The following is a 14,477-nucleotide window of genomic DNA, read 5'->3' on the forward strand; positions in this document are numbered from 1 at the left end:
GGTGTGAAAGCAGGATGCACGAGTTTATGGATGAACATTGGTCAGGAGACCTCAGGAAAAGTTTTCAAGGACGAGCAGGGAGCACCAATGTAGCGGGAATGCTGCAAAACGAACCGGGAGCACTGTTTTTACAGTGCTCCCTTTTTTTATTTCTTCTGCGGATTTGCTATCCTGCGCCCGGTTTTTAACTCATCGAGGTTTCCCATGACTCTTCACGATAGCGTGCGCGATCGCCTGCGCGCCATTGAAGCCCTGCTGCGCGAAACAGAGCACTGGCAGGCGACGGCGCCGAACAGCAGCGCCTTCGCCAGCGATAAGCCGTTTTGCCTGGATACCCTGGAGCCGCTGGAGTGGCTGCAATGGGTGCTGATCCCGCGTATGCATCAGCTGCTGGAGAGCGGTCAGCCGCTGCCGCAAAATTTTGCCGTCGCGCCTTATTACGAGATGGCCCTGGATCAGGCCCACCCGGTTCGCGAAGCCATGCTGGCGGAACTTCTGCTGTTAGATGCGCTGTTTGCCGGTGAGCAGGCCTGATGCTGGAGATTATCTACCAGGACGACTGGCTGGTGGCGGTCAACAAACCCTCGGGCTGGCTGGTGCATCGCAGCTGGCTCGATCGCGACGAGAAAGTGGTGGTGATGCAGACCGTGCGCGATCAGATTGGCCAGCATGTCTTTACCGCCCATCGTCTCGACCGGCCCACCTCCGGCGTCCTGCTGATGGGGTTGTCGAGCGAAGCGGGCCGGCTGCTGGCGCAGCAATTTGAACAGCACCAGATCCAAAAGCGCTACCATGCGATCGTTCGCGGCTGGCTGATGGACGAAGCGCTGCTGGATTACCCGCTGGTGGAAGAGCTGGATAAAATCGCCGATAAATTTGCTCGTGAGGACAAAGATCCGCAGCCGGCGGTGACCCACTACCGCGGCCTGGCGACGGTGGAGATGCCGGTGGCAACCGGGCGTTATCCCACTACGCGCTACGGGCTGGTGGAACTGGAGCCGAAAACCGGCCGTAAGCACCAGCTGCGCCGCCATCTTGCCCATCTGCGTCATCCGATCCTTGGCGACAGCAAGCACGGCGACTTGCGGCAAAACCGCAGCGCCGCGGAACATTTTGGCTGTCACCGCCTGATGCTGCACGCCAGCGAGCTGTCGCTAACCCATCCGTTTACCGGCGAGCCGCTGACTCTGCGCGCCAGTTTTGACGAGGTCTGGATGCGCGCCCTGTCGCAGTTTGGCTGGCGCGGGCTTCTCCCGCTAAATGAAAGGGTTGAGTTTGCCGACGACTGCGGTCAGGATGAAGGAAATAAGGTCAATCCAGGGAGATAATAGCATGGCGGAAGTCGGAATTTTTGTCGGCACCATGTACGGCAACTCGCTGCTGGTCGCGGAAGAAGCGGAAGCGATCCTCAGCGGACTGGGACACAAGGCAACCGTGTATGAGGATCCGCAGGTCAACGACTGGGAATCCTATACCGGTAAATATGTGCTGGTGGTCACCTCCACCACCGGGCAGGGCGATCTGCCGGACAGCATTGTCCCGCTGTATGAGGGGATGAAAGATATGTATCAGCCCCATCTGCGCTACGGCATTATCGCGCTCGGCGACAGCACCTATGCTAACTTTTGCGGCGGTGGGCTGAAGTTCGACCAGCTGCTGCAGGAGCAGGGCGCGAAGCGCATCGGCGAGATGCTGAAGATTGACGCCAGCGAAGACCCGGAGCCGGAGAGCGTCTCCAATCCGTGGGTTGAGCAGTGGGCCACCCTGCTCGAATAAAAGCGCTGCCCTCTCCCTACGCAGAGGGCGCTCTTTCAATACGTCGCGGCCAGATATGCGGACGTCACAATGGTAGCGCGTTCCTGGCGCCACGCCTTTAGGCAAACGCCACAATATCCTTAGAAAGATCATGGCTTAAGCCAGCCAGTTTCACCGGGTCAAGTGAGGTATTTCACACTCCGGCTCTTTTTGCTGCGCTTTGCGGCTCCAGCGGCGCTGGTTTTTCATTTCCGTGAACTTCCCCCCATTCTTTCAGGCATTCGCCACAAACCACCTGTAATAGCGGCATAAAAACTGTGTAGATGCACGGTGAGCCGCGGTGTGCCTCTTCATATACTGCTCCAGCCAGTGATAAATGCAGTGCCAGATATAACGACAACTATCAAAACACGACCACGTCATTCTGATTACCCTACAGGTTGTGCTGTTCAGAATGAACGTAGCTAAACGCTATGATTCAGGAGTACAACAATGAGTTCATTAAGTCAGGCGGCGACGGCGGCTGAAAAGCGCACCAACGCCCGCTACTGGATAGTGGTGATGCTGTTTATCGTCACTTCTTTTAACTATGGTGACCGGGCGACGCTGTCGATCGCCGGTTCGGAAATGGCCAAAGATATCGGCCTCGATCCTGTTGGCATGGGTTATGTGTTCTCCGCGTTCTCATGGGCTTATGTCATCGGCCAGATCCCGGGCGGCTGGCTGCTCGACCGCTTCGGTTCGAAGCGCGTCTATTTCTGGTCGATCTTCATCTGGTCGATGTTTACCCTGCTGCAGGGCTTCGTCGATATCTTCAGCGGCTTTGGCATTATCATCGCGCTGTTCACTTTGCGTTTCCTCGTCGGCCTTGCCGAGTCGCCGTCATTCCCCGGCAACAGCCGTATCGTCGCCGCCTGGTTCCCGGCGCAGGAGAGGGGGACGGCGGTATCGATTTTTAACTCCGCCCAGTACTTTGCCACCGTTATCTTCGCGCCGATCATGGGCTGGCTGACGCATGAGGTGGGTTGGTCGCACGTGTTCTTCTTTATGGGCGGCCTGGGGATTGTGATCAGCTTTGTGTGGCTGAAAGTGATCCACGATCCGAACAACCATCCGGGCGTGAACCAGAAAGAGCTGGACTATATCGCCGAAGGCGGGGCGCTGATCAACATGGATCAGAAGAGCAGCGCGCAGAAAGTGCCGTTTAGCGTCAAAATGGGGCAGATCAAACAGCTGATCGGATCGCGGATGATGATCGGCATCTATATCGGTCAGTACTGCATCAACGCCTTAACCTACTTCTTTATCACCTGGTTCCCGGTTTACCTGGTGCAGGCGCGCGGTATGTCGATCCTCAAAGCCGGCTTTGTCGCGTCGATTCCGGCGGTGTGCGGCTTTGTCGGCGGGGTGCTGGGCGGGGTGATTTCCGACTGGTTAATGCGCCGCACCGGCTCGCTGAACATCGCGCGCAAAACGCCGATCGTGCTGGGGATGCTGCTCTCCATGACCATGCTGATGTGTAACTATGTCAACGTGGAGTGGATGGTGATCGGCTTTATGGCAATGGCCTTCTTCGGCAAAGGGATCGGCGCGCTCGGCTGGGCGGTGATGGCGGATACCGCGCCGAAAGAAATTAGCGGTCTCTCTGGCGGTCTGTTCAACATGTTCGGCAATATCTCCGGTATCGTCACTCCCATCGCCATCGGCTATATCGTTGGCACCACCGGCTCGTTCAACGGCGCGCTGATTTACGTCGGCATCCATGCCCTGGTGGCGGTGCTGAGCTACCTGGTGCTGGTGGGCGATATCAAACGCATCGAACTGAAACCTGTGGTGGGGCGCTCATCATGACGACCCAATCCAGCCCGATTATCACAGAGATGAAGGTCATTCCGGTGGCCGGGCACGACAGCATGCTGCTGAACATCGGCGGGGCGCACAACGCCTGGTTTACCCGCAATATCGTGGTATTGACCGATAACGCCGGCCACACCGGCGTTGGCGAAGCGCCCGGCGGGGAGGTTATCTACCAGACGCTGCTGGCGGCGATCCCGCAGGTGGTGGGCCAGGAGGTCGCCCGTCTCAATCGCGTGGTGCAGCAGGTGCATAAAGGCAATCAGGCGGCGGATTTCGATACCTTTGGCAAAGGGGCGTGGACCTTCGAACTGAAGGTTAACGCGGTGGCGGCGCTGGAAGCGGCGCTGCTCGACCTGCTCGGTCAAGTGCTGAAGGTGCCGGTCTGCGAGCTGCTGGGGCCGGGTAAGCAGCGTGATGCCGTCACCGTGCTGGGCTACCTGTTTTATATTGGCGATCGGCAGAAAACCGACCTTGGCTATCTGGACCATACGCCGGGCGATCATGAATGGTACCGCCTGCGTCATCAGCAGGCGTTGAGCAGCGAGGCGGTAGTACGTCTGGCGGAAGCCGCCCAGGATCGCTACGGTTTCAAAGACTTTAAGCTGAAAGGCGGCGTGCTGCCCGGCGAGCAGGAGATCGACACCGCCCGGGCGCTGAAAAAGCGTTTCCCGGATGCGCGCATCACCGTCGACCCGAACGGCGCCTGGCTGCTGGATGAGGCCATCACGCTGTGCAAAGGGCTGCAGGATGTCCTGACCTATGCCGAAGATCCGTGCGGCGCCGAGCAAGGTTTCTCCGGCCGGGAGGTGATGTCCGAGTTCCGCCGTGCCACCGGGCTGCCGGTCGCCACCAATATGATCGCCACCAACTGGCGTGAAATGGGCCATGCGGTGATGCTCAACGCCGTCGACATCCCGCTGGCGGACCCGCATTTCTGGACGCTCTCCGGCGCGGTACGGGTGGCGCAACTGTGTGACGACTGGGGGCTGACCTGGGGCTGCCATTCCAACAACCACTTTGATATTTCCCTGGCGATGTTTACCCACGTCGGCGCCGCCGCGCCGGGCAACCCCACCGCCATTGACACCCACTGGATCTGGCAGGAGGGCGACGCGCGCCTGACCAAAAATCCGCTGCAGATTATTCACGGCAACATTGCCGTGCCAGACGCGCCGGGACTCGGCGTGGAACTTGACTGGGAGCAGGTGCGCAAAGCCCATGAGGCCTATAAAGCGCTGCCGGGCGGCGCGCGCAACGACGCAGGCCCGATGCAGTACCTGATCCCCGGCTGGACATTCGACCGCAAACGTCCCGTTTTCGGCCGCCACTAATTAAAAAGGATGATGCTATGACGACTTTCACTTCAACGCCCGTTGTTACGACCATGCAGGTGATCCCGGTTGCCGGCCATGACAGCATGCTGATGAACCTGAGCGGCGCGCACGCTCCGTACTTCACCCGCAATATTGTGATTATCAAAGATAACGCCGGGCATACCGGCGTCGGCGAAATCCCCGGTGGTGAAAAAATCCGCCAGACCCTGGAAGATGCCGCGCCGCTGGTGGTGGGCAAAACGCTGGGCGAGTACAAGAATGTGCTGGGCGCGGTGCGCAACCAGTTTGCCGACCGCGACGCCGGGGGCCGCGGCCTGCAGACCTTCGACCTGCGTACCACCATTCACGTGGTAACCGGGATTGAAGCGGCGCTGCTGGACCTGCTGGGCCAGCACCTTGGCGTCAATGTCGCTTCCCTGCTTGGCGATGGCCAGCAGCGCAGCGAAGTCGAAATGCTGGGCTATCTGTTTTTTGTCGGCAACCGCCACGCCACGCCGCTGGCCTATCAGAGCCAGCCGGATGAGCAGTGCGAATGGTATCGCCTGCGCCATGAAGAGGCGATGACGCCGGATGCGGTGGTCCGCCTGGCGGAAGCGGCGTATGAAAAATATGGTTTCAACGACTTTAAGCTGAAGGGCGGCGTGCTGGCCGGTTTTGAAGAAGCTGAGGCGATCAGCGCCCTGGCGAAGCGTTTCCCCGATGCGCGCGTGACCCTCGACCCCAACGGCGCCTGGCTGCTTGATGAAGCCATTCAGATAGGTAAACAGCTGAAAGGTGTGCTGGCCTATGCGGAAGATCCGTGCGGCGCCGAACAGGGCTTCTCCGGCCGCGAAGTGATGGCCGAGTTCCGCCGCGCGACGGGCCTGCCGACCGCGACCAATATGATCGCCACCGACTGGCGACAGATGGGCCATACCTTGTCCCTGCAGTCGGTGGATATCCCGCTGGCTGACCCGCACTTCTGGACCATGCAGGGGTCGGTGCGTGTGGCGCAGATGTGCCATGAGTTCGGCCTGACCTGGGGATCGCACTCCAATAACCACTTCGACGTGTCGCTGGCGATGTTCACCCACGTCGCGGCAGCGGCGCCGGGCAAAATCACCGCGATTGATACCCACTGGATTTGGCAGGAGGGCAACCAGCGTCTGACCAAACAACCTTTTGAAATAAAAGGCGGTATGGTGCAGGTACCGAGTACCCCGGGCCTGGGGGTTGAGCTGGATATGGACCGCGTGATGCAGGCAAATGAGCTATATAAGAAACATGGTCTTGGCGCCCGCGACGATGCGATGGCGATGCAGTATCTGATCCCGGGCTGGACCTTTGACAACAAGCGTCCATGCATGGTGCGCTAAATGGCCGCCGGCCTCTGCGGGGGCCGGCATTGCGCGACAGCGCCAGGGGTTGGCTCAGAGTAAGGACAGCACATGAAAATAGTGATCGCACCGGATTCCTGGAAGGAGAGTCTGAGCGCGCTGGAAGTGGCCACGGCGATAGAGCAAGGCTTTCGCGAGATTTATCCTGACGCGGAGTACGTCAAGCTGCCGGTTGCCGACGGTGGTGAAGGGACGGTGGAAGCCATGGTGGCGGCGACCGGCGGGCATCAGGTTCCGCTGACGGTCACCGGGCCGCTGGGTGAACCGGTTGAGGCATTTTATGGGCTGTCCGGCGATCGCCAGTGCGCCTTTATCGAAATGGCGGCAGCCAGCGGGCTGGAGAGCGTCCCGCCGGCGCAGCGTAATCCGCTGCTAACCACCTCCTGGGGGACCGGGGAGCTTATCCGCCACGCGCTGGACGCCGGCGTGCGGCAGATCATTATTGGCATTGGCGGCAGTGCGACCAATGACGGTGGCGCCGGGATGGCGCAGGCGCTGGGGGCGAAACTGTTGACCGCCGACGGCCAGCAAATCGCCTCCGGGGGCGGCGCGCTGGAGACGCTGGCGCGTATCGACCTTAGCGAACTCGATCTACGACTGGCAGATTGCCGAATTGAGGTTGCCTGCGACGTCACCAACCCGCTAACCGGCCCGCAGGGGGCCAGCGCGGTGTTTGGCCCGCAAAAAGGGGCGACGACGCAGATGATCGACCGCCTCGACAGCGGCCTGCTGCACTATGCCCGGATTATCGCCCGCGATTTAGATATCGATGTGCTGAGCCTGGAAGGCGGCGGCGCAGCGGGCGGCATGGGGGCGGCGCTGTATGCGTTTTGTGGCGCAACGCTGCGCCCGGGCATTGAGATCGTCACCGATGCGTTGCAGCTGGCGACGCGGGTGGCGGATGCCGATTTAGTGATCACCGGCGAAGGGCGTATCGATAGCCAGACGATCCACGGCAAAGTGCCGGTGGGAGTAGCGAAGGTGGCGAAGCGTTTTAACGTCCCGGTGATTGGGATTGCCGGCAGCCTTACCGCCGATGTCGGGGTGGTGCATCAGCACGGGCTGGATGCGGTATTCAGCGTGTTATATACCATCTGTACCCTGGATGAAGCGCTGGCCAATGCCGCCGCCAACCTGCGGATGACGGCGCGTAACGTCGCCGCGGTTTTGCAGATGGGCGGTAAGCGGTAACCCGGCTGGCGTAGTGGTATTTGTCGCCCGGATAAGGTGCGTAGCACCGCGATCCGGGAACCGTCCCCGGTGGCGCTTACGCTTACCGGGGCTACCAACCGAGTACTGGACCGTAGGGCGTAGCCCGGATGAGGCGCGTAGCGCCGCTATCCGGGGTTTACACTCCCATCCGGCAAGCTTCGCGGGCCACATTATCCATCTCGTCTAACAGCTCGAGCAGCTCCGGCTCCAGATCCTCGGCGGCGGTACCCGCCCGCAGCTGACTCTCCAGGGTATGACAGAGCTTTTTCAGCCGCGGCACGCCGCTGTAGCTACAGCTGCCGTGCAGCTTGTGGATCAGATCCACCAGCCCTTCCGGCTGCTCGCCGACCAGCTGCTCTTCCACTTTATTACGCACCTCCGGCATAAAGGCGATCAGCATCTGCAGCATCTCCCGCGCCAGATCCGGCTTCATGGCGGCCTGACGCAGCGCCAGCTGCCAGTCAAGCGTCAGGTTATGGTCGATGACCGGCTCTGCAGGCGGTAGCGCCGCCGGAGCGACGCTGTGCAGGCCGGGCTGATAGCGCAGCAGCAGAGCGTGCAGTTTCTCTTCTTCAATCGGCTTCGCCAGATAATCGTTCATGCCGGCGCTCAACAGCTTCTCCCGCTGGCCCTCCAGGGCGTGCGCGGTGACTGCAATCACCGGGGTCTGCTGATGATGTGACAGATGATGAATCAGCTCGCAGGCGCGGATGCCGTCCATATCCGGCATCTGAATATCCATTAGGATCAGATCCATCTGCAGCCGCTTGGCCTGGTCCACGGCCTGCTGGCCGCTGTCGCAGAGGATCACCTGCTGCACAAGGTCGTCCAGCAGGGCGCCAATCAGCTTCAGGTTAGCCGGATTGTCGTCGACGGCCATCACGGTCATCGGCAGCTTATGGCTGTCGGCCTGCGTCAACGGCGCGGAAGCCGGCGCATGATTGGTAGCCACCAGCGCCGGCAGCAGACGGGTGGTGGTGAGCGGTTTCAACAGGCAGGCAGCGACGCCGTCGCGCTTCAGGGCTTCGGCGCTGACCTGGGCATGGCATGGCAAAGCGAGCAGCACGTTGTCAGACATCGCGCAGGCTTTGACTAATTTCTCCCGGTGCGGCGACAAATCGCGCATTGAGACCGGGATGCCGACCAGCAGAATGTCGTACTGCGCTTCCGCCAGCGAGGAGAAGGTAGGGCTGTAGATCACCTCCAGCGGCGTGGCGGCCAGCATCTCCAGCGTACATTGCGCCGCCGTCGCGTTGGCTTCCACATAGGCCAGACGTTTTCCCGTCAGCCCGTCGGTGTTCAGCATATCCGGAATGGCGTTCGGGTTGAGATCGAGGCTGATATGGAACCAGAAGGTGGAGCCGCGGTTCGGCTGACTGTGGAACGAAATATCGCCGCCCATCTCTTTGACCAGACGCTGGGTGATCACCAGCCCGAGCCCGGTGCCGCCGTGACGGCGTGAAATGCTGGCATCGGCCTGACGGAAGGCCTGGAACAGTCGGGACTGGTCGCGCTCGGGGATGCCGATGCCGGTATCGTGGATCTGAATTTCGATCTGTACCCGCGAGTTGCTGATGGCCCGCTGCTCCACCAGCACGTCGATATTGCCGTGCTCGGTGAATTTAATCGCATTGCCCACGAGGTTGGTCACAATCTGCTGCAGACGCAGCGGATCGCCAATGACGTTATCCGGCACATTGTTCTTAATGTTCAGCGTCAGTTCCAGCCCTTTATCGTGCGCGGAATGCGCCAGCAGGGTGACCACTTCATCAAGCGAGGTGCGCAGCAGGAACGGAATACTCTCCAGAATCAGCTTCCCGGCCTCCAGCTTGGAAAAGTCGAGCACGTCATTGATGATCGCCAGCAGATTATTGGCCGAACGTTCGATGGTGGTCAGGTGGTCGCGCTGCGTGGCGTTGAGATCGGTTTTCAGCGTCAGGCGGGTAAAGCCGATCACCCCATTGAGCGGGGTGCGCAGTTCGTGGGACATATTGGCCAGGAACTCAGACTTAATGCGCGCCGCCTCCTGGGCGCGCTTTTTCGCCAGGTCCAGCTCAACGTTCTGGATCTCCATCTGCTCAAGGGTTTCCCGCAGATCGGAGGTCGCCTGGTCGACGTTGTGCTGCATCTCCTCATGATACGCCGCCAGCGACATGGCCATCGAGTTAATGCCGTTTTTCAACATATCCAGTTCGCCGAGCATAAAGCCCTCGACCCGGCTGTCCAGCTGTCCGCGGCGGATGCGGTCGACGGTGTTGACCATATTGCGGATTGGCCCGGTGACGTCGCGCATCAGGCGCCAGCCGAAGATCAGCGCGATGCCAATGCAGAACAGCATCATCACACTGGAGATGAAAATCTCTTTGTACTGCTGGAGGCGGACTGATTTCAGATCCAGCTCCAGCGCGACGTAGCCCAGCATATTGCCCGGCATTTTGGCGTCAGATTCGGGGGACTCATCGGGCGAATAGCTTTCCGAGACGATCGGCGTGCGCAGGATCATGATGTCGCCGTCGCGGATGACGCTGAGACGGCGGGGAAATGCCTCGCCTTTCGGGATCTGCAGTTCGCTGGGGTTGAGCTGGTAATTGGAGGTGACAAACAGCCGGTTATGCGAATCATACACCGAGATGGCCCGCACGATCTCCGAATGACGCCGATGCAGGACGCTGATCAGCTGGCCGATGGATTCGCGGTTTTGCAAATTCATGCCATATTCGCTGGAGACCGCCAGCGGCTCAATAATGCTGGCGCCGGCGTCCTCCAGCTGGCGTTGCAGGTCGTTATAACGATGAGCAACAAAGAAAATACTGAGCAACAGCCCAATCAGGACGGTTGGCGCCAGTATCAGAATCATCATGCGAGCACGCAGGCTGTAGTTGGTCATGCGGTTCCATTATGGGAGAATATAGACATCATCGTTCTGTGCGCGTCGGTGCGCTTCGCGGCACTGCCGCCCTGAACGAGCTCGTTTTATTTGATTGAGACAACTCTCTACGATGGCGCAATTCTACTCTGCAAAACGGCGTGTGACGACGCGCCAGATCATAACCGTTACAGTCAATGACCTCGATCCCTTTGGTCAGGGCGTTGCCCGCCACCAGGGGAAGGCGCTGTTCGTGAGCGGTGTGCTGCCGCAGGAGCAGGCCGAGGTGGTGCTGGTGGAAGACAAAAAACAGTACGCCCGCGCCCAGGTGAAACGCCGTCTAACCGACAGCCCGCAGCGCCAGGCGCCGCGCTGCCCGCATTTTGGCGTCTGCGGCGGCTGCCAACAACAGCATGCCAGCGTCGTGCTTCAGCAGCAAAGTAAACGCGCCGCGCTGGCGCGGCTGATGAAGCGTGAGGTGGATGAGGTCATCGCCGGCGTGCCGTGGGGCTACCGCCGTCGCGCGCGCTTAAGCTTGAATTATCAGCCAAAGACCCAACAATTGCAGATGGGTTTTCGCCAGGCCAACGCCAAAGCGATCGTCGATGTGGTGCAATGCCCTGTTTTGGTGCCCCAACTTGAGGCATTGCTGCCTGCCGTGCGCGAGTGCTTAAGCGCGCTGAGCGCATTACGCCACCTCGGCCACGTCGAGCTGGTGCAGGCGGACAACGGCCCGCTGATGGTGCTGCGCCATACCGCTGCCCTGCCAGCGGGCGACAGGGAAAAACTGGAACGCTTTTCGCAAACTCACGGTCTTTCCCTGTACCTCGCGCCGCAAAGCGAGATACTGGAACATATTCATGGCGAAGCGCCATGGTATACCTCAGACGGACTACGCTTAGTGTTCAGTCCGCGGGATTTTATCCAGGTCAACGACGGCGTGAATCAGCAGATGGTGCGTACTGCGCTGGAATGGCTGGATCTGCAGCCAGAGGACCGGGTACTGGATCTGTTCTGCGGAATGGGCAATTTTACCCTGCCGCTGGCGACTCGCGCCGCCCACGTGGTGGGGGTGGAAGGGGTGCCCGCGCTGGTAGAAAAGGGGCGGGAAAACGCCGCCCTCAATGGTTTATCAAATGTCACTTTCTTCCATGAAAATCTGGAAGAGGATGTCACCCGTCAGGCCTGGGCGAAGCACGGCTTTGATAAAGTGCTGCTGGACCCGGCCCGCGCCGGCGCGCCGGGCGTGATGCCGCATATTATAAAACTGGCACCGCGGCGGGTGGTGTATGTTTCCTGCAATCCGGCGACGCTGGCGCGAGACAGCGAAACCCTGTTGCAGGCTGGATATCAGATTCAACGCCTGGCGATGCTGGATATGTTCCCGCATACCGGTCATCTGGAATCAATGGTGTTGTTTGAGCGCAGGCTTACATAAGGTCATTCACAACGTCGCAGAAGAGCTACCCTGGCCGTCAATGCTGACGCGACCTGCAGGATGACATGTAGAAAGTTGAGGCTTGCCGACTTCGGCAGGCCGGTCCCTTAAGGAGAGGACAATGGTTGCGGTAAGAAGTGCACATCTTAATAAAGCTGGTGAATTTGACCCGAAGAAATGGATCGCGAGTCTGGGGATTTCCAGCCAGCAGTCGTGTGAGCGCTTAGCCGAAACCTGGGATTATTGTCGCGAAAAAACGCAAGGACACCCGCAGGCAGACCTGCTGCTGTGGCGTGGCGTCGAAATGGTGGAGATTCTGTCCACCCTGAGTATGGATCTCGATACGCTGCGCGCGGCGCTGTTGTTCCCACTGGCGGACGGTGAAGTCGTCAGTGAAGAGGTCATGCAGGAGAGCGTGGGTAAATCGGTCGTGACCCTGATTCACGGGGTGCGGGACATGGCCGCTATCCGCCAGTTAAAAGCCACCCATACCGACTCGGTATCTTCCGAGCAGGTGGATAACATTCGCCGCATGCTGCTGGCGATGGTTGACGATTTCCGTTGCGTGGTCATCAAGCTTGCTGAGCGGATCGCGCATCTGCGCGAGGTCAAAGACGCGCCGGAAGATGAACGCGTACTGGCGGCGAAAGAGTGCACCAATATCTATGCGCCGCTGGCGAACCGCTTAGGTATCGGCCAGCTGAAGTGGGAGCTGGAAGATTACTGCTTCCGTTATCTGCATCCGGCAGAATACAAGCGTATAGCTAAACTGCTCCACGAACGTCGTATCGACCGTGAGCATTACATCGACGAGTTCGTCGGCCACCTGCGCTCGGAGATGAAAGCCGAAGGCGTCAAGGCGGAAGTCTATGGCCGGCCGAAACACATCTACAGCATCTGGCGCAAAATGCAGAAAAAACACCTCGCGTTTGACGAGCTGTTTGACGTTCGCGCGGTGCGCATCGTGGCCGAGCGTTTGCAGGATTGTTACGCCGCGCTAGGGATCGTCCATACCCACTATCGTCACCTGCCGGATGAATTCGATGACTACGTGGCCAACCCGAAACCCAACGGCTATCAGTCTATTCATACCGTGGTGCTGGGCCCGAGCGGCAAGACGGTGGAGATTCAAATTCGCACCCGGCAGATGCATGAAGATGCTGAGCTTGGCGTGGCCGCGCACTGGAAGTACAAAGAGGGCGCGGGAGCGGGCACCGGCGGTGGCCGTGGCTATGAGGACCGCATCGCCTGGCTGCGTAAGCTGATTGCCTGGCAGGAAGAGATGGCCGACTCTGGCGAAATGCTCGACGAAGTGCGCAGTCAGGTCTTCGACGATCGGGTCTATGTCTTTACGCCGAAAGGCGACGTGGTGGACCTGCCGGCGGGGTCGACGCCGCTCGACTTTGCCTACCATATCCACAGCGACGTCGGCCATCGTTGCATCGGCGCCAAAATTGGCGGCCGTATCGTGCCGTTCACCTACCAGCTGCAGATGGGCGATCAGATTGAAATTATTACTCAGAAGCAGCCGAACCCGAGCCGTGACTGGCTGAATCCTAACCTCGGTTACGTGACCACCAGCCGCGGACGCTCCAAGATCCACGCCTGGTTCCGTAAGCAGGACCGCGACAAGAACATTCTCGCCGGGCGGCAGATCCTCGACGACGAGCTGGAGCATCTGGGCATCGGCCTTAAGGATGCGGAAAAACACCTGCTGCCGCGCTACAACTTCAACGAGCTCGATGAACTGCTGGCCGCCATCGGCGGCGGCGATATCCGTCTCAACCAGATGGTCAATTTCCTGCAGGCGCAGTTCAATAAACCGAGCGCCGCTGAGCAGGATGCGGCCGCGCTGAAGCAGCTGCAGCAGAAAACCTACGCCCCACAGAACCGCACCAAGGACAATGGCCGGGTGGTGGTGGAAGGGGTAGGCAACCTGATGCACCATATTGCCCGCTGCTGCCAGCCGATCCCGGGCGATGAGATCGTCGGCTTTATCACCCAGGGGCGCGGGATTTCCGTGCATCGCGCCGACTGCGATCAGCTGGCTGAACTGCAGTCGCATGCCCCGGAGCGCATCGTCGATGCGGTATGGGGTGAAAGCTACTCGGCGGGCTACTCGCTGGTGGTCAGGGTGGAGGCGAACGATCGCAGCGGTTTACTGCGCGATATCACCACCATCCTCGCCAATGAGAAGGTGAATGTGCTGGGTGTCGCCAGCCGCAGTGATACCCGTCAGCAGCTGGCAACCATCGATATGACCATTGAGATTTACAACCTGCAGGTGCTGGGCCGGGTGCTCGGTAAGCTGAACCAGGTGCCCGATGTCATTGACGCGCGCCGTCTGCACGGCGGTTAAGTCCTCTCCAGGCCAGGTCAATGAATTACCGCCGGGGCAATAGCTGCTGAAACTGCCGGAGTTGGCGGCCTCAAAATCGCTGAGACGTTCCCGGAAGGCAGGGGCAGCCCGCATGGATGCGGGCTGAGGGCCGTGTTTTGCAGGGACGCTGCCTCGGCCCGACCCGCAGCCTGCAGGGATAAGTCGAAGGCACCACGAAGTGGCGATTTTGCTGGCCGGAGCCTGGGGGTACAGGGGGCGGCGGCGACTGGCCGCCCCCTGTGCGCTCCCTGTACCACAG

The 14,477-nt window shown here is 60.0% G+C and carries 10 protein-coding genes; 9 read left to right on the forward strand and 1 reads right to left on the reverse strand.

Annotated elements, in window-relative coordinates:
• Positions 1 to 204 precede the first annotated feature (204 nt).
• From CWM54_RS12395 to CWM54_RS12425, 7 genes are all read left to right on the forward strand, one after another.
• On the forward strand, positions 205 to 534 hold the full coding sequence (locus tag CWM54_RS12395; RefSeq protein ID WP_100680783.1) for a YqcC family protein: 330 nt from the start codon (positions 205 to 207) through the stop codon (positions 532 to 534).
• Complete coding sequence (gene truC, locus CWM54_RS12400; RefSeq protein ID WP_100697302.1) at positions 534 to 1,328, forward strand: tRNA pseudouridine(65) synthase TruC; 795 nt, start codon at positions 534 to 536, stop codon at positions 1,326 to 1,328. The genes CWM54_RS12395 and truC overlap by 1 nt, the downstream gene beginning before the upstream one ends.
• Before the next feature lie 4 nt (positions 1,329 to 1,332).
• On the forward strand, positions 1,333 to 1,776 hold the full coding sequence (locus CWM54_RS12405; protein WP_008806253.1) for a flavodoxin: 444 nt from the start codon (positions 1,333 to 1,335) through the stop codon (positions 1,774 to 1,776).
• Between the two features lie 471 nt (positions 1,777 to 2,247).
• On the forward strand, positions 2,248 to 3,606 hold the full coding sequence (locus CWM54_RS12410) for an MFS transporter (protein WP_061153492.1): 1,359 nt from the start codon (positions 2,248 to 2,250) through the stop codon (positions 3,604 to 3,606).
• Positions 3,603 to 4,943 carry an enolase C-terminal domain-like protein gene (locus tag CWM54_RS12415; protein ID WP_100697304.1) on the forward strand — a complete coding sequence of 447 codons (1,341 nt, stop codon included), beginning with the start codon at positions 3,603 to 3,605 and terminating at the stop codon, positions 4,941 to 4,943. The genes CWM54_RS12410 and CWM54_RS12415 overlap by 4 nt, the downstream gene beginning before the upstream one ends.
• Before the next feature lie 17 nt (positions 4,944 to 4,960).
• Positions 4,961 to 6,301, forward strand: a complete 1,341-nt coding sequence (gene gudD, locus CWM54_RS12420; protein WP_100680786.1) for a glucarate dehydratase — start codon at positions 4,961 to 4,963, stop codon at positions 6,299 to 6,301.
• A 72-nt stretch (positions 6,302 to 6,373) separates the two neighbouring features.
• A complete protein-coding gene (locus CWM54_RS12425; protein WP_100697306.1) occupies positions 6,374 to 7,513 on the forward strand; it encodes a glycerate kinase in 1,140 nt (379 codons plus the stop codon).
• Between the two features lie 157 nt (positions 7,514 to 7,670).
• On the opposite strand, the gene barA is transcribed toward CWM54_RS12425, so the two are convergent.
• Positions 7,671 to 10,421, reverse strand: a complete 2,751-nt coding sequence (gene barA / locus CWM54_RS12430; protein ID WP_100680787.1) for a two-component sensor histidine kinase BarA — start codon at positions 10,419 to 10,421, stop codon at positions 7,671 to 7,673.
• 112 nt (positions 10,422 to 10,533) lie between these two features.
• On the opposite strand from barA, the gene rlmD reads away from it, so the two are divergent.
• Positions 10,534 to 11,838 carry a 23S rRNA (uracil(1939)-C(5))-methyltransferase RlmD gene (gene rlmD / locus CWM54_RS12435; RefSeq protein ID WP_100680788.1) on the forward strand — a complete coding sequence of 435 codons (1,305 nt, stop codon included), beginning with the start codon at positions 10,534 to 10,536 and terminating at the stop codon, positions 11,836 to 11,838.
• A 121-nt stretch (positions 11,839 to 11,959) separates the two neighbouring features.
• Entirely contained in the window at positions 11,960 to 14,197 is a 2,238-nt protein-coding gene (gene relA / locus CWM54_RS12440; protein WP_061153497.1) for a GTP diphosphokinase, read from the forward strand.
• The last annotated feature ends 280 nt before the right edge of the window (positions 14,198 to 14,477 follow it).

This window comes from Klebsiella sp. D-Nf1, assembly GCF_002810515.1.
GTDB classification, from domain to species: domain Bacteria; phylum Pseudomonadota; class Gammaproteobacteria; order Enterobacterales; family Enterobacteriaceae; genus Klebsiella; species Klebsiella variicola.